25 protein-coding genes are annotated in these 19,479 nt (G+C 69.0%); 9 read left to right on the top strand and 16 right to left on the bottom strand.

Annotated features, from left to right (window positions below; translation table 11 throughout):
• Positions 1–8: 8 nt before the first annotated feature.
• The 9 genes from OG579_RS07130 to OG579_RS07170 form a co-directional block, all read right to left on the bottom strand.
• On the bottom strand, positions 9–554 hold the full coding sequence (locus OG579_RS07130) for an adenylate kinase (RefSeq protein ID WP_045823663.1): 546 nt from the start codon (positions 552–554) through the stop codon (positions 9–11).
• On the bottom strand, positions 551–1,876 hold the full coding sequence (gene secY, locus OG579_RS07135) for a preprotein translocase subunit SecY (protein WP_045823664.1): 1,326 nt from the start codon (positions 1,874–1,876) through the stop codon (positions 551–553). Before secY ends, OG579_RS07130 begins: the two co-directional genes overlap by 4 nt.
• 273 nt (positions 1,877–2,149) lie before the next feature.
• On the bottom strand, positions 2,150–2,590 hold the full coding sequence (rplO, locus tag OG579_RS07140) for a 50S ribosomal protein L15 (RefSeq protein WP_328858579.1): 441 nt from the start codon (positions 2,588–2,590) through the stop codon (positions 2,150–2,152).
• Between the two features lie 2 nt (positions 2,591–2,592).
• A complete protein-coding gene (gene rpmD / locus OG579_RS07145; protein ID WP_045823666.1) occupies positions 2,593–2,772 on the bottom strand; it encodes a 50S ribosomal protein L30 in 180 nt (59 codons plus the stop codon).
• A 5-nt stretch (positions 2,773–2,777) separates the two neighbouring features.
• Complete coding sequence (rpsE, locus tag OG579_RS07150) at positions 2,778–3,464, bottom strand: 30S ribosomal protein S5 (protein WP_045823667.1); 687 nt, start codon at positions 3,462–3,464, stop codon at positions 2,778–2,780.
• A gap of 49 nt (positions 3,465–3,513) precedes the next feature.
• On the bottom strand, positions 3,514–3,918 hold the full coding sequence (gene rplR / locus OG579_RS07155) for a 50S ribosomal protein L18 (RefSeq protein WP_045823668.1): 405 nt from the start codon (positions 3,916–3,918) through the stop codon (positions 3,514–3,516).
• A gap of 1 nt (position 3,919) precedes the next feature.
• Complete coding sequence (rplF, locus tag OG579_RS07160) at positions 3,920–4,456, bottom strand: 50S ribosomal protein L6 (protein ID WP_045823669.1); 537 nt, start codon at positions 4,454–4,456, stop codon at positions 3,920–3,922.
• 12 nt (positions 4,457–4,468) lie between these two features.
• Positions 4,469–4,867, bottom strand: a complete 399-nt coding sequence (gene rpsH, locus OG579_RS07165) for a 30S ribosomal protein S8 (RefSeq protein WP_045823670.1) — start codon at positions 4,865–4,867, stop codon at positions 4,469–4,471.
• 320 nt (positions 4,868–5,187) lie between these two features.
• Positions 5,188–5,853, bottom strand: a complete 666-nt coding sequence (locus OG579_RS07170) for a hypothetical protein (RefSeq protein ID WP_328858580.1) — start codon at positions 5,851–5,853, stop codon at positions 5,188–5,190.
• A 199-nt stretch (positions 5,854–6,052) separates the two neighbouring features.
• Between OG579_RS07170 and OG579_RS07175 the strand changes: the two genes are divergently transcribed.
• Complete coding sequence (locus OG579_RS07175; RefSeq protein ID WP_328858581.1) at positions 6,053–6,646, top strand: DUF4262 domain-containing protein; 594 nt, start codon at positions 6,053–6,055, stop codon at positions 6,644–6,646.
• 49 nt (positions 6,647–6,695) lie between these two features.
• On the opposite strand, the gene OG579_RS07180 is transcribed toward OG579_RS07175, so the two are convergent.
• The 6 genes from OG579_RS07180 to rplN all read right to left on the bottom strand — a co-directional run bounded on the left by OG579_RS07180 (position 6,696) and on the right by rplN (position 9,136).
• Complete coding sequence (locus OG579_RS07180; protein WP_328858582.1) at positions 6,696–6,947, bottom strand: hypothetical protein; 252 nt, start codon at positions 6,945–6,947, stop codon at positions 6,696–6,698.
• Positions 6,948–7,011: 64 nt separating this feature from the next.
• A complete protein-coding gene (locus OG579_RS07185) occupies positions 7,012–7,473 on the bottom strand; it encodes a type IV toxin-antitoxin system AbiEi family antitoxin domain-containing protein (protein ID WP_328858583.1) in 462 nt (153 codons plus the stop codon).
• A 205-nt stretch (positions 7,474–7,678) separates the two neighbouring features.
• Positions 7,679–7,864, bottom strand: coding sequence for a type Z 30S ribosomal protein S14 (locus OG579_RS07190; RefSeq protein WP_045823673.1), 186 nt, complete (start codon positions 7,862–7,864; stop codon positions 7,679–7,681).
• Between the two features lies 1 nt (position 7,865).
• Positions 7,866–8,447, bottom strand: a complete 582-nt coding sequence (gene rplE / locus OG579_RS07195; protein ID WP_055792507.1) for a 50S ribosomal protein L5 — start codon at positions 8,445–8,447, stop codon at positions 7,866–7,868.
• A gap of 1 nt (position 8,448) precedes the next feature.
• The gene (gene rplX / locus OG579_RS07200; RefSeq protein ID WP_045823675.1) at positions 8,449–8,766 is read right to left on the bottom strand and encodes a 50S ribosomal protein L24; all 318 of its coding nucleotides are present in this window, start codon (positions 8,764–8,766) and stop codon (positions 8,449–8,451) included.
• 1 nt (position 8,767) lies between these two features.
• The gene (gene rplN / locus OG579_RS07205; RefSeq protein WP_045823676.1) at positions 8,768–9,136 is read right to left on the bottom strand and encodes a 50S ribosomal protein L14; all 369 of its coding nucleotides are present in this window, start codon (positions 9,134–9,136) and stop codon (positions 8,768–8,770) included.
• Between the two features lie 269 nt (positions 9,137–9,405).
• On the opposite strand from rplN, the gene OG579_RS07210 reads away from it, so the two are divergent.
• The 4 genes from OG579_RS07210 (at position 9,406) to OG579_RS07225 (ending at position 13,722) form a co-directional block, all read left to right on the top strand.
• Positions 9,406–10,263, top strand: coding sequence for an ABC transporter ATP-binding protein (locus tag OG579_RS07210; protein ID WP_328858584.1), 858 nt, complete (start codon positions 9,406–9,408; stop codon positions 10,261–10,263).
• Positions 10,260–11,879: a hypothetical protein gene (locus tag OG579_RS07215; protein ID WP_328858585.1), complete on the top strand. Its 1,620-nt coding sequence runs from the start codon at positions 10,260–10,262 to the stop codon at positions 11,877–11,879. The genes OG579_RS07210 and OG579_RS07215 overlap by 4 nt, the downstream gene beginning before the upstream one ends.
• 121 nt (positions 11,880–12,000) lie before the next feature.
• Positions 12,001–12,276: an excalibur calcium-binding domain-containing protein gene (locus OG579_RS07220; RefSeq protein WP_328858586.1), complete on the top strand. Its 276-nt coding sequence runs from the start codon at positions 12,001–12,003 to the stop codon at positions 12,274–12,276.
• Between the two features lie 78 nt (positions 12,277–12,354).
• Positions 12,355–13,722: an AIM24 family protein gene (locus OG579_RS07225; RefSeq protein ID WP_328858587.1), complete on the top strand. Its 1,368-nt coding sequence runs from the start codon at positions 12,355–12,357 to the stop codon at positions 13,720–13,722.
• Between the two features lie 67 nt (positions 13,723–13,789).
• Here OG579_RS07225 and OG579_RS07230 read toward each other — a convergent pair whose 3' ends face one another.
• Positions 13,790–14,095 carry a hypothetical protein gene (locus OG579_RS07230; protein WP_328858588.1) on the bottom strand — a complete coding sequence of 102 codons (306 nt, stop codon included), beginning with the start codon at positions 14,093–14,095 and terminating at the stop codon, positions 13,790–13,792.
• Between the two features lie 220 nt (positions 14,096–14,315).
• On the opposite strand from OG579_RS07230, the gene OG579_RS07235 reads away from it, so the two are divergent.
• Genes OG579_RS07235 through OG579_RS07250 form a run of 4 tightly spaced genes read left to right on the top strand, consistent with a single transcriptional unit; the run spans position 14,316 to position 19,363 of the window.
• The gene (locus OG579_RS07235) at positions 14,316–15,743 is read left to right on the top strand and encodes an O-antigen ligase family protein (protein ID WP_408068760.1); all 1,428 of its coding nucleotides are present in this window, start codon (positions 14,316–14,318) and stop codon (positions 15,741–15,743) included.
• A gap of 5 nt (positions 15,744–15,748) precedes the next feature.
• Entirely contained in the window at positions 15,749–16,705 is a 957-nt protein-coding gene (locus OG579_RS07240; RefSeq protein WP_328858590.1) for a glycosyltransferase family 4 protein, read from the top strand.
• A gap of 13 nt (positions 16,706–16,718) precedes the next feature.
• Positions 16,719–18,263, top strand: coding sequence for an oligosaccharide flippase family protein (locus tag OG579_RS07245; protein ID WP_328858591.1), 1,545 nt, complete (start codon positions 16,719–16,721; stop codon positions 18,261–18,263).
• Positions 18,260–19,363, top strand: coding sequence for a glycosyltransferase family 4 protein (locus OG579_RS07250; protein WP_328858592.1), 1,104 nt, complete (start codon positions 18,260–18,262; stop codon positions 19,361–19,363). The genes OG579_RS07245 and OG579_RS07250 overlap by 4 nt, the downstream gene beginning before the upstream one ends.
• Positions 19,364–19,479: the final 116 nt, after the last annotated feature.

Below are 19,479 nucleotides of genomic sequence, written 5' to 3' on the forward strand. Positions count from 1 at the left end.
GTCGTGACTCAGGGGTTGAGCGCGCGCAGTACGCGCTGGTGGACCTCGCCGACGTCACCGATCGCGTCGATGACGGTGACCTGCTCGCCGTAGTAGTCGAGCAGCGGCGAGGTCTCCTTGAGGTAGACCTGCATGCGGTTGCGGATGACGTCCTCGGTGTCGTCGGCGCGACCGCGGGCGAGCATGCGCTCGACCACGACGTCCTCGTCGACCTCGAACGACAGCACGGCGTCGAGCTTCGAGCCCGCGTCGTCGAGGATCTGACCGAGGGCGTCGGCCTGCTCGGTCGAGCGGGGGAACCCGTCGAGGATGAAGCCACCCGTGGCGTCGGGCTCGGCGACCCGGGCACGCACCATGTCGACAGTGATCTCCGACGGCACCAGGTTGCCGGCGTCGAGGTACTTCTTGGCCTCGATGCCGACCGGCGTGCCCTCGGTGATGTTCGCGCGGAACAGATCACCGGTGGAGATGTGCGGGATGCCGAGGCTCTCCGAGAGCATCTCGGCCTGCGTTCCCTTGCCGGCGCCGGGAGGGCCCAGGATCACGAGTCTCACTTCAGGAACCCTTCGTACTTGCGCTGCATCAGCTGGCTGTTGATCTGCTTCACGGTGTCGAGTCCGACACCGACCATGATCAACACCGCGGTGCCACCGAACGGCAGGTTCTGCACACCGCCGCTGTTGCCGATCTCGAGGAACAGGTTGGGCAGGACCGCGATCACGCCCAGGTAGATGGAGCCGGGCAGCGTGATGCGGCTGAGCACGTAACCGAGGTAGTCGGCCGTGGGCTGGCCCGGACGGATGCCCGGGATGAAGCCGCCGTACTTCTTCATCTCGTCGGCACGTTCCTGCGGGTTGAACGTCACCGCCACGTAGAAGTACGTGAAGAAGATGATCATCAGGAAGTACACGGCGATGTAGACGCCGTTGCTGGGGTTGACCAGGTAGGTCTGGATCAGCCGCTGCCACGTGGGCTGCTCGCCGGTGCTGCTCTGCGTGAGCTGCACGATCAGGTTGGGGAGGTACAGCAGCGACGACGCGAAGATGACGGGGATGACGCCGGCCTGGTTCACCTTCAACGGCAGATAGGTCGAGGACCCGCCGTACATCTTCCGGCCGACCATGCGTTTGGCGTACTGCACGGGTATTCGGCGTTGACCCTGTTCGATGAACACCACGCCCGCGATGATGGCCAGGGCCGCGACGAGCACCAGCGCGAACACGAGGCCGCCACGGGTGTCGAGGATCTGCTTGCCCTCGGCGGGGATGCGTGCGGCGATGCCGGCGAAGATCATCAGCGACATGCCGTTGCCGATGCCGCGCTCGGTGATCAGCTCGCCGAACCACATGACGACACAGGCGCCCGCGGTCATGACGAGCACGATGATGATGAGGCCGAAGATCGACTTGTCGCGCAGGATCTCGCTGCCGGTGGAGCAGTCACGGAGCAGATCGCCACGATCGGCCAGGGCCACGATGCCGGTCGACTGCAGCAGCGCCAGCGCCACCGTGAGGTAGCGGGTGTACTGCGTCATCTTGGCCTGGCCGGACTGGCCTTCCTTGCGCAGCTGCTCGAACCGGGGGATCACCACGGTGAGGAGCTGCACGATGATGCTGGCGGTGATGTACGGCATGATGCCGATCGCGAACACCGACAGCTGCAGGAGAGCGCCGCCGGAGAACATGTTGATCAGCGAGTAGATGCCGGCCGAATCGCCGCGCGATACCTCGTCGAGGCAGGAACGCACCTGGCGGTAGTCGACACCGGGTGAAGGGATGGTCGCGCCCAGGCGGTACAGGATGATGATCCCGATGACGAAGAGGATCTTCCGTCTCAGGTCCTGTGTCCGGATGGCCGAGACAAAGGCGGAACGCACTAATTCCTCCTGCCGAACGAGCACGCGCCTGCCTGCGGCATCACGCCGGAGCCACGGGAAACCGTGGTCGACGCAGTCGCACAGGGGTGATCAGTCGTTATGGTCGGCCGAACTCCTTGCGCGGGGCGCGAGGACGATCGGCGGTGATCACGGTGGTCTCCGTTCCGGCCCCGAACGAGTCGGGTGTCGGGCGGTGACCGGACAACTCTTGAACTCTAACAGTGGTCCCCGTGGTGCCCGTCTGAACGTCGGACACCACGGGAGACCTCGGTGTCACAGCACCGTGGTGCTGCCACCTGCTGCGCTGATCTTCTCGGTTGCCGAGGAGGAGAACTTGTTGGCGGTGACCTGCACGGCAACCGACAGGTCGCCGTCGCCGAGGACCTTGACCAACTCGTTCTTGCGGACCGCACCCTTGGCGACGAGGTCGTCGACGCCGATGGAGCCCCCCTCGGGGAACAGCCGCGCGATGTCACCGAGGTTCACGACCTGGTACTCGACGCGGTTGCGGTTGGTGAAGCCCTTGAGCTTGGGCAGCCGCATGTGGATCGGCATCTGCCCGCCCTCGAAGGCGGCCGGGACGTTCTTGCGCGCTTTGGTGCCCTTGGTGCCGCGACCGGCGGTCTTACCCTTGGATCCCTCACCGCGACCGACGCGTGTCTTCTCGGTCTTCGCACCCGGAGCGGGGCGAAGGTGGTGGAGCTTGATGGTCATGACTAAACCTCTTCGACTGTCACGAGGTGGCGCACCACGTTGATGAGGCCGCGGTTGGCCGGGGTGTCCTCGCGGGTGACGGTCTGACGGATCTTCCTCAGTCCGAGGGTCCGCAGGCTGTCACGCTGGTTGCTCTTGGTTCCGACCGTGCCCTTGATCTGGGTGATCTTCAGCTCTGCCATGTCGGTCACACTCCCTGTCCGGCGCGCGCCCGCAGCATGCCCGCGGGTGCGACGTCTTCGATGGGCAGGCCGCGGCGGGCCGCGACCTCTTCGGGACGCTGCAGCATCTTCAGTGCGGCCACGGTGGCGTGGACGACGTTGATGGCGTTGTCACTGCCGAGGCTCTTGGCGAGGACGTCGTGGACGCCCGCGCACTCGAGCACGGCACGCACCGCGCCGCCGGCGATCACACCGGTACCGGGCGAGGCCGGACGCAGCATGACGACACCGGCAGCCGCCTCACCCTGGACCGGGTGGGTGACGGTGGAGCCGATCAGCGGGACGCGGAAGAAGTTCTTCTGAGCCTCTTCGACGCCCTTCTGGATGGCGGCCGGGACCTCTTTGGCCTTGCCGTAGCCGACGCCGACCATGCCCTGGCCGTCACCGACGACCACGAGGGCGGTGAAGGAGAACCGACGTCCACCCTTCACGACCTTGGAGACGCGGTTGATGGCGACGACGCGCTCGAGCCGGTTCTTGTCCTGCTCGCGTCCGCCGCGCTGGCCGTCGCGGCCACCGCCACGACGGTCGCCGCCGCCACCGCGACGGTCGCCGCCGCCTCGGTTGTCGGCTGCGCCCGCGGTCGCGGGTGCGTTCGGATCGGTGCTGGTGGCGGGTCCGGTTCCGCCGTCACGCCGTTGACGTCCCGGCATCAGATGGTCCTTCCGTGTGCACTGTGAGTGCTGGTGTGTGTGGTGGTCATCAGAACTGCAGGCCTCCCTCGCGGGCGGCGTCGGCGAGTGCCGCGATCCGTCCGTGGTAGTCGTGCCCGCCACGGTCGAAGACGACCGTCTCGACACCCGCGGCCTTGGCGCGGGCGGCGATCAGCTCGCCGACCTTGCGGCTCTGCGCCGACTTGTCGCCGCCGGCACTGCGCACGTCGGCCTCGATCGTCGACGCGGCGGCAAGGGTGTTGCCGGCCAGGTCGTCGATCAGCTGGACGTGGATGTGCCGCGACGACCGCTTGACCACGAGACGCGGTCGCTGCGGGGTGCCGCTGATCTTCTTGCGCAGCCGGAAGTGGCGACGGCTCGTGGACCGACGGCGGCGGGTCGACACATCTTTGCCGACCGGCACGCGCTTGGTGGTGGTGCTGGTTTCAGTCATGTCACTTACCCGTCTTTCCGACCTTGCGGCGGATCTGCTCACCCTCGTAGCGGATGCCCTTGCCCTTGTATGGGTCCGGACGCCGCAGGCGGCGAATGTTGGCCGAGATCTGCCCGACCTGCTGCTTGTCGATGCCCGAGACCGAGAACTTGGTCGGGGACTCCACCGCGAAGGTGATGCCCTCGGGGGCCTCGATCGGCACCGGATGGCTGTAACCGAGGGCGAACTCGAGGTCCTTGCCCTTCAGCTGCACGCGGTAACCGACACCGAAGATCTCCATCTTCGTGGTGTAGCCCTGGGTCACGCCGGTGACCAAGTTCGCCACCAGGGTGCGGCTCAGGCCGTGCAGCGAGCGGTTGCGGCGCTCGTCGTTGGGGCGGGTCACCACGATGGTGCCGTCCTCGTTGGCGATCGAGATGGGCTCGGCCACGGTCAGCGAGAGCTCACCCTTGGGGCCCTTGACCGAGACGGCCTGCCCGTCGATCTTCACGTCGACTCCGGCCGGGATGGCGACCGGGTTCTTTCCAATACGCGACATTGTGTTGGCCCCTTACCAGACGTAGGCGAGGACTTCGCCGCCGACGCCCTGGTTGGCTGCCTGGCGATCGGTCAGCAGGCCCGAGGACGTGGAGATGATGGCCACGCCGAGGCCGCCGAGCACCTTCGGCATGTTGGTGGACTTTGCGTAGACCCGCAGTCCGGGCTTGGAGACGCGGCGCAGGCCGGCGATGCTCCGCTCACGGCTGGGGCCGTACTTGAGGGTGACGACGAGGCTCTTGCCCACCGCCGCGTCCTCGGTACGGAACTCGGTGATGTAGCCCTCGCGCTTGAGGATCTCGGCGATGTTCACCTTGATCTTCGACGACGGCAGGGTCACCTCGTCATGGAACGCCGAGTTGGCGTTACGCAGACGTGTCAAGAAGTCTGCGATCGGATCAGTCATGGTCATGAGTGACCGTCAACCTTTCTCGTGGCGGTTCCCATGCAGCACGCGCGTGTCGGTTCCGTCGTCGCCCTCGGGGCGCCCGGCGGCCTCTCACGTCACGTCGTGGGCCTGCTACGAAGCGTGTTGTGCATGTCCTCACCGGCGATCGCCGGTGAGGGGTGGTACCCCGGTGGTGCGTGAGCACCACCGGCACTTTCGAGCTGTGACGTTCGAAAATTGTGTGGTCACCTCGAACGGTGGCGGGCACGCGAGAGCGCGCCCGAGTCCGGGCAACCGTTCTAGTGTAGGGATCGGCGCCGACCACGCCAAATCGCACGTCAGGACTAGAACACGGTACGCCGCGTCGGCACGACGTCGATGTTCTCGTGGGCGCCGATCCGGACGACGCTGTCGAGCATCGCGGTCATCCGGCGGGTGAGCTCGGCGTCGTCTCCTCCGCTGCCGTAGAACGCGTGGAGGTCGCGGGCCGCGGCGAGGGGGAACAGTTCCTCCACGATGGCGTCGACCTGTTCGGTGTCGGCGGTGACCGATCGCATCACGATGTTCTGGATGTAGCCGGAGGTGGCCTGGGTGGCGATCGCGACCGGCGTGTGGTCGTCGAGCCAGCGGCGGAGCCACTCGTCGCGGTCGACCGACGCCGGTCGTCGCAGGAAGGCGACGTTGGCCATCGCGTCGGCCGGTTCCCCGTCGGGTGTCGGCGGCGGTTCGATCGGCCGACGTTCGACGACCTCCCACCCGACGACGCGGTCGGACCGGCCGGCGAGAACGTCGGCCACCGGTGTCGGGTCGGCGTCGGTCCACACGCTCACCACGGCATCGATCGGCGGCGTGAAGGTCGACAGCGTCATCGCGCCATCGAGTTCCGGCGTGCCCCCGATGTTGATCTGCAGCCGCGTCGCACCCGCCGCCCGCAGCGCCGCGCGGGTGGCGGTATCGGTCAGGACCCCACCGACGCCACTCCCCCACACCACGTAGATCAGCTTGGCCATGGTCTGAACCTACGGAGATCGTCCGAGCAGCGGGCCGTTGTGGGCAACACAACCACGGCGTCGCACCGTTCGGACGATCTCCGCGCTGGATATCGACAACAGCCGATCTGTGGACAACCCGATCCGAACCGGCTGCCGGACGGTTCGATTCGTCGGTGGCCGATGGTCCGCTCGAGCTCCCCGAACGAAGGAGACCGACATGACCGACCCGCAACCGAGCTTGCCCGGAATGCCCCGCTGGCACGACGATCCCGTGGTGCGCGACACGATCAGCCGCATCCGGAACTTCGGCCTGGCGATCACCGTGGCCGAGGATCTGTGTGCAACGCACGCGAAGGATCCGGAAGCGCGCGCCGCCGCGTGTCCGTATGCGTACACCAGTGGCCGGTCGCTCATCGGCGAGCCGGAACTCGCGGTGTACGGACTCGGCGCCGAGGACGCCGTCGAGGTGCTCTGCGATGTCACCGAAGAACTCGACGTGCGGTCGTGGAAGCGCCTGGTGGCCGAGAAGACCGAGATCTACACCGAGAGCGTCGACCTCGCGGTGACACTCGTCGAGGCCGTCGACACCACCGATCTCCGCGTGCACCGTGCGCTCTTCCCGAACAGTCCTGTGCTGCAGGTGGTGTGGCCCGACGATCACGGGTTCTATCCCTGGGAGCAGCGGTACTCGCTGCGGCCGGCCGACCAGTATCTGAAGGGGGTCGAGGGATTCGCGCGTGACGTCGGCCCACGCGTCATCTCGAGGGCGACCGGCCCCAACCGCGCGCAGCGGCGCAAGAAAAAGCGCTGACGCAGGGCATCGCCGCGGAGAGTGTCGGCGATGCGGGCCGTCGTGGTCGTCATGGACACGCCGGCCCGCCCGTCGGACGATCCCGGTCACCGGATGCGATGACGGCGGGGGCGTAGACGACGTCCTCGTACGTCAGCCGCATCTTCAGCCACCCTCGAACCAGGGCACACCGGTCGCGGCGCCGATCATTGCGGTAATTCGCCATGCTCGTGTGGTGCGCCTTGCTGTCGCACTCGATGAGCAGCTTGCCCACCCGCAGGTCGACGCGCCCGACGCCCTCGATCCGAGGCTGCACGATCACCGAGAACCCCATCGCCCGCAATCGGACCCGGACCAACGACTCGGTTCCCGATTCCGCACGGGCCTCACAACGGTCCAGTAACCCGCGGCCCTGCGGTCCGAGCGGCAACGATGTCGGCGCGATCCGCGAGACGCAGGTGCAAGACCGAGTCGCAGACCGCGATCCAGTCCTCGGCGCTCATGCATCGCACGGCGCAGCCCAGGGCGATCGAGACCGGGTCGACCGCGGTGACTGTCGGTCGCGGTGATCCGACGCCCTTGCAGCCGGGACGCGCCCCGTCCTGGAGCGCCTTGCTCCGACGAACATGGAGTGCGGGATATCCGGGCGCCGTCCACACCCCGTGAAAGGCGAGCGCCGACACGCATCCGAGCACTCCGCCCGACGACACCGCCTCCTTCACGCCCGGATCCGCGTCGGGGCGGGCGTACCAGCCCGAACGGAGACGGAAGAGATCACCATCGGCCACCGCACGACGAAGCCGGTTCTCCGATGCGCCCACCGCCAGCAGCTCAGCCGTCGTGAACACCCCGTGGTCCATGACAGTACGACGGGGCGCGTCAACAATCGGATCCACCGAGATCGTCCGATTCGGGGCGGGGTGCGGCCGTAGTGTCCACGACGCCCCTGACTCCGGACGATTTCCGCGAGGCACCGACGACAAAGGCCCGAGTCCTCGTGGACTCGGGCCTTCGTCGGTCGATCAGTGGTGCGTGTCTACCGGTGGTGCGGTGTCACCAGCTCGACTTCTGCACACCGGGCAGCTCGCCGGCGTGCGCCATCTCGCGCAGGCAGATTCGGCACAGGCCGAACTTGCGGTACACCGAGTGCGGGCGGCCGCAGCGGTTGCACCGGGTGTAGCCGCGGACCTTGAACTTCGGCTTCGCGTTGGCCTTGTTGACCAGAGCCTTCTTTGCCATGTCAGTTGTCCTTCACGCTGTTGTCTTTGAACGGGAACCCGAGGTGACGGAGCAGCGCGCGGCCTTCGTCGTCGAGGGTTGCCGTGGTGACCACCGTGATGTCCATACCGCGGGGCCGGTCGATGTTGTCGATGTTGATCTCGTGGAACATCGACTGCTCGTTGAGACCGAACGTGTAGTTGCCGTTGCCGTCGAACTGACGGTCCGACAGGCCACGGAAGTCGCGGATACGGGGAAGCGCGATCGACACGAGCCGGTCGAGGAACTCCCACATGCGGTCGCCACGCAGGGTGACGCGCGCGCCGATGGGCATGCCCTCGCGCAGCTTGAACTGTGCGATCGACTTGCGGGCCTTGCGGATCTCCGGCTTCTGACCGGTGATCAGCTCGAGGTCCTTGACCGCGCCGTTGATCAGCTTGGCGTCACGGGCGGCGTCGCCGACACCCATGTTCACCACGACCTTGACCACGCCGGGGATCTGCATGACGTTGTCGTACTTGAACTCTTCGTTCAGCGCGTCCTTGATCTCGGCGCGGTAGCGCGCCTTGAGACGGGGCTGCACCTTGTTCTCGGTGGTGGTCATGTCAGATGTCCTTCCCGTTCTTGCGGGAAATGCGCACGCGCTTGCCGGTCTCGTCGTCCGTGCGGTAGCCGATGCGTGTCGGGGTCCCGTCGGCGTCGACGACCATCACGTTCGAGACGTGGATGGGGGCCTCGGTCACGACGATGCCGCCGGACGAGGCGCCGCGCTCGGACTGCGCTGCGGAGGTGTGCTTCTTGATGCGGTTGACGCCCTCGACGAGGACCTTGCTACGCGTGGGGTAGGACTCGATGACCTTGCCCTTCGCGCCCTTGTCCTTGCCCGAGATGACGATCACGGTGTCGCCCTTGTGAACCTTCATGTCAGAGCACCTCCGGGGCCAGCGAGACGATCTTCATGAAGCGCTTGTCGCGCAGCTCGCGGCCCACGGGGCCGAAGATGCGGGTTCCACGCGGATCGCTCTCGTTCTTGAGAATGACGGCGGCGTTCTCGTCGAAGCGGATGTAGGAACCATCCGCGCGACGGCGCTCCTTGGTGGTGCGCACGATGACGGCCTTGACGACCTCGCCGCGCTTGACGTTGCCGCCGGGGATAGCGTCCTTGACGGTGGCGACGATGACGTCGCCGATGCCGGCGTACCGGCGAGACGAGCCTCCGAGCACACGGATGCACAAGATTTCCTTGGCACCGGTGTTGTCGGCGACCCGCAGGCGTGACTCCTGCTGGATCACTGTTTGATCTCCTCAGACCTGGTGGGTGTGTACGCCGGATTCCGACCCGACGCACGCGGTCCGCTGCCACCGTTCGCACGCCTGACCACGGCCGATGAGGGCCGCGAAGGGTTCGCGCTCGGGTTCGCGACACAACCGTGCCGCAGGCAACCGATCAAGTGTAGGTGAACCTGCAGGTCGCGAACAAATCCCTCTCACCCCGCCCGGCCTGGTCGGCACATATGATTCGCCCAGCGAAAGATTCCGGTACGTCGACCGAGAGGCCACCTGTGTACCCCGATCATCCCCGCACCCCCGACGCGTCCGATGCCACCCCGGCCGCGGTCCCGGCACTCGAGACCCGCGAGCTCACCAAGGTGTACGGCACCGCGACGGCGATGTACGACGGACAGGTCGCGGTGTCCGGGGTGAGCCTGGCCATCCCGCGCGGATCGCTCTACGGACTGGTCGGTGCGAACGGCGCGGGGAAGACGACGTGGCTGTCGATGGCCACCGGTCTGCTGCGTCCGTCGCACGGGTCGGCGTTCCTCGACGGACACGACGTGTGGGCCGATCCGGTCGCCGCCCGTGGCCGCGTCGGACTGCTCCCCGACGGCCCCACGATGTCCGAGGCGCTGCCCGGCCACGTGGCCCTGCGTCACGTCGGGGTGTTGCAGGGACTCGCGACCGATGTCGCCGACGCCCGCGCAGCCGACCTGATGGCCGTCTTCGACATCGCCGGCAGCGCCGACAAACCTGTCAGCTCGTACTCGGCGGGCATGAAGAAGAAGATCGGCCTCGCCGCCGCGCTCATCCACTCCCCGCGGCTGCTGGTCCTCGACGAGCCGCTCGAGGCGGTCGACCCGGTCTCGGCGGTCACCATCCGCGAGATCCTGCAACGCTTCACCGCCACCGGCGGCACGGTGGTGCTCTCGAGCCACTCGATGACTCTGATCGAACAGATCTGCACGCACGTCGCGATCCTCGACAAGGGGCGACTGGTCACCGCGGGCGAGACCGCCGCGGTGCGTGCGGGCACGAGCCTCGAATCGATCCTCGTCGACACGGTGAACAAATCCGCGGCGGACGGTGCGGACACCGCTGCGCCCGGACTCGACTGGCTCGACGGCGGGAACGGCGTCCGATGAGCAGCGACACGTCACGGCCGGCCTCGGACCCGGTGTCGAGCCCGACCCGCGACACCGTCGCCGCGCTGCTCGATCTCGACCGCGCCATCCGCGGCGCCTCGCCCACGCCCGTCGCGCTGCGGATCCTGGTGGGCGCGTTCGCCTTCCTGCTACTTGTCGCGATGGTGGGGCTCACGATGGCCACCGACGCCGGTGCGCCTCGCCGCACCACCGCGGCCCTGTGTGCCCTCGTCGTGATCGGGGCGCTCGCGATCGCACCGCTCATCGCGAGTCGACCGGCCGGTGTCGCGCCGACCGATGTCCGACATCTGCCGGTGTCCGCGGACGCGCTGCGCACCGCGTCCGGACGGGCGATGCTGCGCGGCCCCGGGCTCTGGTTCGCGATCGTCGCGCTGCTGCTCGTGCCTCTCGCGCTCGCCACCGGACCCGACCTCGACGTGGCCGCGATCGTCGTCGCCGTCGTCGCGATCCCACCCACCGCGGCGATCGGGGTGATCGGTTCGCGCGTGGTGGGACTGACCTACGCGCAGGCCATGCGGTCGCAGACCGGACGCATCGTGGCCACCGTGACCAGTGTCGTGGCGGTCGCGGCGATCTATGTCGTGTATCTGCTGCTGTCGCAGGGCGTCATCGATCCACGCAACCAGGCGCTGCAGGTGGCCGCGCGCGTGCTCCCGACCGGCTGGCCCGTCGTGGCCGGCGAGTCGATCCCCTCGAGTCGGTGGTGGCTCGCGGTGCTGGTCGTCGGGGGCCTGTTCCTCCTGGCCGGCGCCCTCTACGTGACGTGGTCACGACGGATCGATCAGGCGATGTACTCCGACGCGGTCTCGGCGGCGACGAGCACGCGGCGCGGTGAGAGCCCTCGACGGGTCACCGCGTCCCCGACCGTGCTCGTGTTGCGCACCGAGGCACGCATGCTCGTCACCGATCCCCAGCGACTCGGCCTCGCCATCCTGCCGTTGGCGTTCATCGTGATCGGTGTGGTGCTGATGCTCTCGGGCACCGACGCCTATGGCATGCAGTTCGGCGCACCGCTCGTGGTGTTCATGTGCGGGTCGATGCTGGCCAACACCTTCGGTCTCGACAGGTGGGCGTTCGCGGTGTTGATCACGGCTCCCGCGGCCGCGGCCCTGGTCATCCGCGCCCGCATGACGCTGGCGGCATCGCTGGCCCTGACCGTCGGCGTCGTCGGCACCGTGGTCGCACGCATCGTGCGGCACACCGACCCGGCCACCTGGCCGGTCGCGGTGTCGGTCATCGTCGGCGGCGCGGCGACCGCGGCATCGGTCGCGGCCTTGCTCCCCGCCCTCGCCCCCTACCGTGTGCCACCGGGTTCGTCGATCTCGTCGATGAACTCGCGCGGCTCGATGTCGGGGGCCAGCGTGCGCTGGTCCCTGACCGCCATTCCCGCCATGGCTCTCATCTGTGCCCCCGGCATCGCGATCGGACTACTGCTCCCGACCCCGCTGTCGTACCTCGCGGTGGTGGTCGAGGTGGTCGTCGCGATCCCTCTGCTGGCCTGGGCGCATCGCCGTGCGGTCTCCCTTGTCGCCGAGCACGGTCCGGAGATCCTCGCCGCGGTCACCGCCACGGCCCCGGTCGCCACCGACGCCTGAGCGGCCGATACGTCGGTCGATCGCACGAACCGATCACGAATCGGACATCGTCGACCGCGTCCGGGGGCTACGTTCTCGTCGCGCATGGTGACGCCACGCCCGACGAGAAGCGAGCACGTTCATGACCTCCACCCGCACCACCCGAGTCCTCCTGACCGCAGCCGTGTCCGGCGTCCTCGCCCTCGGCAGTGTGTGGGGTGCGGCCCCCGCATCGGCCCAGGCGTACGGCAACTGCGCCGCGCTGAACGCCGACTACCCGCACGGCGTCGGCAAACCGGGCGCCGTCGACGCGACCTCCGGCACGCCGGTGACGACCTTCGAGGTCGACGCCGCCGTGTACTCCGACAACACGAAGAGCGATCGCGACAAAGACGGCATCGCCTGCGAGAAGAAGTAGCGCGACAGCCGTCGCCGATTCACCCGACCCACCGGGTGGGGATTCTGTAAGACTGGTCGCCGTGATGGGGAACCGATCGTGACCGCGCTCGCCCGCGGTGAGAACCGTCCGCTGCCGGCCGCGGCGGTGGCCGTCACCGTCACGTCGGCGAACTCCGTCGACGTCTCGGCCCTCCTGCTCGGCGAGAACGGGAAGGTCCGCTCCGACGCCGATCTGGTGTTCTTCAACAACCCCCTCGGGCCGGGCGTCGAGTACCGCCATGGTCGCGGCGCGGGCGACATCGTCGCCGTCGACACCAGCGCGCTGCCCGCCGACGTGAGCACCGTCGTCGTGACCGCGAGCCTCGACGGTTCGGGTCCGGCCACCTTCGCCGGCGCAGGGGAGATCACCGCCACGGTGACCTCGGGCGGCGAACCACTCACCTTCGCGATGTCGGGCCTCACCACCGAGGCCGCACTGGTCTGCGTGGAGATCTACCGCCGCAACGACGCCTGGAAGGTCCGCGCCGTGGGCCAGGGCTACGACGACGGTCTCGCCGGCATAGCGACCGCCTTCGGCATCGACATCGATGACGAGCCCGCGCCACCGCCCACCCCACCCGCGGCGCAACCGGCGGCGCCGACGCCGGTTGCCGCGCCGGTCTCCCCACCGCCTGCCGCACACACGCCATCACCTGCCCCATCCATGGGCTCGAACCCCGGAGGACCTCCCATGCAGAGCGAACTGTTCGCACCCCAGTACGCCGAGGCCAGCGCGCCGGGCATCCAGAAGCAGGGCAGCAAGATGTGCAAGGTCGCCCTGAACGGGGACGTCATGGCACGGACCGGATCGATGGTCGCCTACCAGGGCGACCTGAAGTTCGAGGCCCTCGGATCGGGCGGCATCGGCAACATGATCCGACAGCGACTCTCCGGCGAGGGCGTGCCGCTGATGAAGGTCGTCGGACGCGGAGATCTCTTCCTCGCCAACGCATCCACCGATGTCCACCTCATCGATCTCGACGGCACCGACGGCCTCACCATCAACGGGGCCAACGTCCTCGCCTTCGAGTCGACGCTGACCTACAACATCGCACGGGTGCAGGGTGCGGCGATGGCCAGCAACGCGGGTCTGTTCAACTGCGTCTTCACCGGCCGAGGGCGGATCGCGATCACCACCGACGGGACGCCGGTGGTGCTCAACGTCGACCAGCCGACCTACGCCGATCCCCAGGCCGCGGTGGCGTGGTCGTCGAGCCTGCGCACCGGGGTCAAACAGAACGACTCGTTCAACCTCGGCACGCTCATCGGTCGCAGCACCGGCGAGCGGTTCACGCTCTCGTTCTCCGGTCAGGGCTTCGTCATCGTGCAGCCCTCGGAGCTCCCGCCGGGCGGGATGATCGGCGGCACGGGCGCCGGTGAGCAGTCGGGGGTCGGCGGCGCGCTCGGGGGACTGCTCGGCCGCTGAGGCACAGCACCGCAACGAGGCCGGGCACCCGACAGGCACCCGGCCCCGCGCACGGAGGATGCGCGACCTAGAGGGCCAGCGGCACCCAGAAGCCGAAGAACCAGAAGCCCCAGCCGTGGTGGTCGGCGCGGAACTGCGGCGTCACGCGCTGGCCGCGGAACTCGAACGGTCGGGTGTCGGGCCGGCGGACCGGTCCCGGGGCCACCGTCGGCCGTGACGGCGACGCGTAGCCGATCTGCTCGTGGTTCTGTGTCTGTTGATGGCTCGCGACCGCGGTCGGTGCCGCCGACGCGACCCCTGCACCGGCACCCAACGACGCCAGTCCGATACCGCCCGCGGCCACCGTGCCGATCAGGATCTTCTTGATACGCATCGCGTTCCACCCACCTTCGTTGTCGTGTCGCGTCGTCCGACGTTCTCGCCGGGCGACAACCACGAAGCTACGAATCGACGCTGGCAGTTCCCTGGCGCAGGACCTGCCGATTGCCTGTACGCCGGTGTCGCCCGCGAAGCGACGCGGGCCGTGAAGCGCCGAACTCCCTCGAACTGTCGAAAAATTCGCGATGATGGAGATTCGCGATGATGAACAACGAATGCAGACCGGTCCGTCGGAGAGGTGGTGCGCGGTGCGTCTCGTCGCCTACGGCGCCGCCGCGGTCGTCGCCCTCGTGCTGGCCGTGTTCGTGGTCCGATTCATCTGGCAGCGACCCCAGCGTGGGCTGCTGCTGCTCGCCGCCCTCACCCCGTTGAGTGGCCTGCTCGTGATCGCGCCCGTGCCCGGGGTCGCGGCCGCGTGGAAAGAGGGGCTCCTCGCGGTGACGCTGGTGTGCGCCTTCGCCCGGCGTGGCGTCCGCCGCACCTCACCACCGGTGCACATCCCCTACTGGCCCGCGATCGTCGTGTTCGTCGCCTTCGGACTCGTCTCGGCGCTCGTGGTCTACGGACCGATCGGACTGGTCGGCGCCAAGGTGACGTTCTTCTACCTGCTGGTCCTGGTGGTGCTGTGGTGGGCGCCGTTCGACACCCGCGACCGCGACCACCTCGTCACCGTGCTGATGGTCATGTGCGTCGTGACCTGCGCGGTCGGTATTTTCCAGCAGATCGTCGGACCGGCCCGGCTCGTGCAGTTCGGCTACGACTTCGGCACCCAGGTGCGCACCAGCGGGCCCCTGTTCCGGACGTTCAGCACGTTCAACCAGCCGTTCGGGTTCGGGCTGTACGTGATGGTCGGGCTGCTCGTCGGCGGCGCGGTGGCGCTGGCCGAACCCCGCCGACGCCGCAACCGGATCTTCCTCTGGCTCGCGCCGGTGATGGCGGTGGTGATGGCGACGTCGGTCGTCCGCGCGGCGATCCTCGGCCTTCTCGTCGGGATCATCTGGCTCGCCGTGATCCGGTTCCGATACCTGTTCGCGCCCCTCGGGGCACTGCTGGCGATGGCGGTGGCGGCGTTCCCTTTCCTGCCGTCGTCGACGACGTCGGTGTTCTTCTCCTCCAGCAGCCTCGGTCAACGCGGGGCCGGGTGGAGCGAGATCATCTCCAGCATCCTGGTGCACCCACTGGGACGCGGCCTGGGGTCGAGCGGTGCTGCCGCCGACCGCATCTCGACGGCCCAGGGCCAGTCACCGGAGACGGTCACCGCGTCGGCAGGCGGACTGACGCAGTCGACGTCGGCGAACTATCAGCCCGACAACTACTACGTCAAGACGCTGCTCGAACTCGGACCGATCGGGCTCTGGGCCTTCCTCGCGGTGATCCTCACCGCGCTGGTGTGGTGCGTGCAGTCCGCGCGCCGCCTGCCGGGCCGCGACGGGGCGTTGGCGCTCGGGGTCAGCGCGTCGATCGTGGCGGCGATGGCCGCGAGCCTCGTCGCGACCTACTTCGAGATCTTTCCGCTCGACCTTCATTTTTGGCTTCTCCTGGGAGTGGTGGGATGCGCAACAGCACAGCAGGATTCACGTTCGGCGCGCTCGCACTCCGACCGGGCGGAAGCGGTGTACAGACCTACATCCGCGAGCTCCTGAGGCACATGCCCGACCTGCTCGCCCCGACACCGACCACCGCACTCGTCCAGTCCGACGCGGTGGCGGAGCTGCCCCGCGGGATGGCGGCGGTCACGCGCCCGGTGTCCGACGGCGCCCGCCGCGCCGTCTACGGCGCCGCCCCCATGCGGGCGTCGGTCTTCCACGGTCTCGACGTCGACCTGCCGCTGGCCGGACCGTCGACCACCGTCGCCACGGTGCACGACCTGTCGGTGATCGACATGCCGTCGGCGTCGAGCCGGTTCCGCGCCGCCGGCGAGAACGTGCTCGTCCGCCGTTCGCTGCGCCGGGCCGACGTCCTCATCGCGGTGTCGGCGTTCACCGCCGAGCGCATCCACGCGGTCACCGGCCGCGACGCGCACGTGGTGGAACTCGCCCCCGCGGGGTGGGCCCGACCGCCGTCGCAGGCCGAGGTGGACCGTGTGCGTGCGGCGCATCGGCTACCCGAGGAGTTCGTGCTGCAGGTGGGCACGGTCGAGCCGCGCAAGAACGTGGCCCTGGTCGCGGCGGCGGCCGACGAACTGGGGATCCCCTGCGTCCTCGCGGGCGCCGGGTCGACCGGACCCGACGCCCCCGCCTCGGCGATCGGGCTCGGATACGTCGACGTCGCCGACCTCCCCGCGCTGTACGCCGCGGCGACGGTGACCGCATACGCGTCGTACTACGAGGGATACGGCCTGCCACCGGTCGAGGCCATGGCGTGCGGCGGCGCGGTCGTCGCGAGCGCGGTCGGCGCGCTCCCCGAGGTGGTCGGCGACGGCGCGCGCCTCGTGGCCACCGACGACGTCGCCGACTGGGTCGCCGCCATGGCGCCACTGGTGCACGACCCGTCGGCGCGCGCCGAGCTGAGCCGCGCCGCGGTATCGGTGATGGCGTCGGTGACGTGGGAACGCACCGCCCGCGCGACGGTGGACGTGTACCGGGCGGAGGGGATCTGCCCATGAGAGCGAGATCGCTGTGAGCACGGAATCGGCCGACCGGGTGGCGACCCCGACGCCCGATCCGCATGTCGTCACACCGGAGCCGACGAATCCCGGCTCGGCGCAGGGCGCGGCCTCGGACGGTCGCGCCGCGGCGAAGGCGACCGGCGCGATGCTCGCCAGTCGTGTCGTGATCGCCGCCCTCGGGTGGACCGGCAGCGTGATCATCGCCCGCATCCTGTCGCCGGAGGCGTGGGGGCACTACACATTCGTCTTCGCGCTGCTCGGACTGATGGCGATCTTCACCGATCTCGGCGTGGGACGCGCGGTGATGGCGCGGCTCATCGTCGACGACCCCGACGAGGTCGCGCGCACCGCATCGGCCTTCATCGCGCTGCGGCTGCTGCTCGGACTCGGCGGATACGCCATCGCCCTGATCTACGTGGTCGCGCTGGGCTACCCCGGCGAGGTCATCCGCGCGACCGCGGTCGCGGGCCTCGTCGTCGTGGTCGCCACCCCCGGCCACGCCCTGACCGTCGTGTTCCAGAGCCGCCACCGACTCCTGCTCTCGGCGATGGCCGAGAGTCTCGGACAGACAGTGCAACTGGCCCTCACCATCGCCGCCGCCCTGTTCGCGCCCTACCTGCTGCTGTTCGTGTTGGCGCCGGTCGTCAACGAGGTCCTCGCCCTGGTGATCAAGGCGGTGGGGATCAGCCGACGCGACGGCGGGCTGCGACCGTCGCGGCACGTCGAGTTCGCCCGGTGGCGACCGATGCTGCTCGACGCCGCGCCGCTCGCCATCGGTTTCGCCCTCACCGTGGCCCTGCAGAAGGTGGACATGCTGTTGCTGAGCATCCTCGACACGTTCGACGCGGTCGGCGTGTACGGCATCGGCTACAAGTTCTCCGACATCCTCGACACCTTCGTGCTGGCCGCCGCCGGTCCGGTCGCGACGTTGTTGGTGGCGGCGTGGCCGCACGAACCCGGGGTGTTCCGCCGCCGCTGCCGCGGGGCGGCCGCCGCGTTCGGTGCGGGCGGTGCGGTCGCGGTGGCGGCGTTCTGGCCGTCGGCGCCACAGGTGATCGGTCTGCTCTACGGCGAACGCTTCGTGGTCGGCGCGTTCGCCGCGCGCATGCTCGTGCTCGGGGCGACCTTCACCGCATTGATCGTGCTGGGCATCTACCTGCTGGCCTCGGCAGGTCAGGCCCGTAGCTACCCCCTGGTCGCCTTCGGCGGACTGGTGCTCAACGTCGTGATGAACGTGATCCTCATCCCGCGCATGTCCTACGACGGCGCGGCGATCGCGACCGTCGCCACGCTGGGTTCGGTCCTCGTGGTGCTGTGGATCGTGATCGTGCGGACGTTGCCGATCGTCGGGTTGTTCCCACTCGGGTCGGTGATGACCCTCGCCGCGGTCACGGCCCTCGCGTGCGCCGTCGGGACGCCGGCCGCGCGGATCATCCCGTGGCCGGTGGTGTCGGTGTCGACGGCGCTCGTCGTCGCCCTCGTGGCGCTGCCCCTGGTCCGCGCGTCCGCGCGGGCACCCGGCCGACACGCCAAGGTGCACGGGGTGACGTCATGACCGAGTCGACGACGAAGCCGTCGGTGGGACGCGTCGTCTTCGTCGCGCACTCCGGGCAGGTGTCGGGGGCCGAGAAGGTGATGCTCGACCTCGCGCGACAGGCATTGCGCGACGGCCACGACGTCACCGTGGCGTGCCCCGCGGGCCCGCTCGTCGACCGCCTCCCGCCGACGGTCGAGCACCTGGCCATCGACCACCTCGGACTCACCGGCGAGAGCGGCGCGGCGCGGATCGCCGGTGGCGCGCGGCTGGTCGCCCGCTGGTTCCGCACGGGCCGTCGACTGCGCGCGGCGGCCGCCGAGCCGGGTGTCGCCGTCGTCGTCAACTCCCTCAACGCGTTGCCGGCGGCGCGGTTGGCCGCCGGCCCGCGCGGGGTGTCGTGGCTGGTTCACGACACCGTCATCACCGGACGTCAACGGGCCGTCATCCGCCTCGCCCGCCCCGGGATCCGTCGCGCCGTGGCGGTGTCCGACGCGACGGCGCAACCGCTGCGGGCACTGGGCGTCCCGGTCGTCGTCCGACACAACGGCGTCGCGTGGCCCGTCGACGCCCTGCCCCAGGTCCTGCACACCCCGCCCGTGGTGGGGATGTTGGCGCTGCTCACCCCGTGGAAGGGACACCGCGTGCTGCTCGACGCCGTCGCCGAGCTGCCCGGGGTGCGGGTCGAGTTCGCCGGCGGCCACTTCCCCGGCGACGTCGACCACGTCGCCGCACTGCGGGCACGCGCCGCCGAACCCGATCTCGACGGCCGCGTGGAGTTCCTCGGCCACCGCGACCTGTGCGAGGCGTTGACCCGGTTCGACATCGTCGTCTCGGCGAGCGTCGAACCCGAGGCCGGCCCGCTCTCGGTGCTCGAGGCGATGGCCTACGGCAGGCCCGTGATCGGCACCGACCACGGCGGCACCACCGAGTTCCTCGCCGACGACGCCGGTGTGCTCGTGCCGCCGGGCGATCCCGTCGCGATGGCGCGCGCGATCTCCCGGGTCCTCTCCGATCCCACGCTGCGGGCCGACGTCGTCGCCGGCGCACGCCGTCGGGTGGCGCAGCATCACGACCTGTCGGTCACGGTGCCGGCCATGCTCGGGGCGCTGATCGGGTGACCGCACGTGAGGTTCACCTCCGGCCGCGGTGTGGCGGTTCGGCGATCTCCAGGGTCGAGCATCGTTATGCTTGGCAAACTTTTGGTTTGAAATACTGCACCGCGCGACGACCCGAA

It is taken from the genome of Williamsia herbipolensis, assembly GCF_036153515.1.
GTDB lineage: Bacteria > Actinomycetota > Actinomycetes > Mycobacteriales > Mycobacteriaceae > Williamsia_A > Williamsia_A herbipolensis.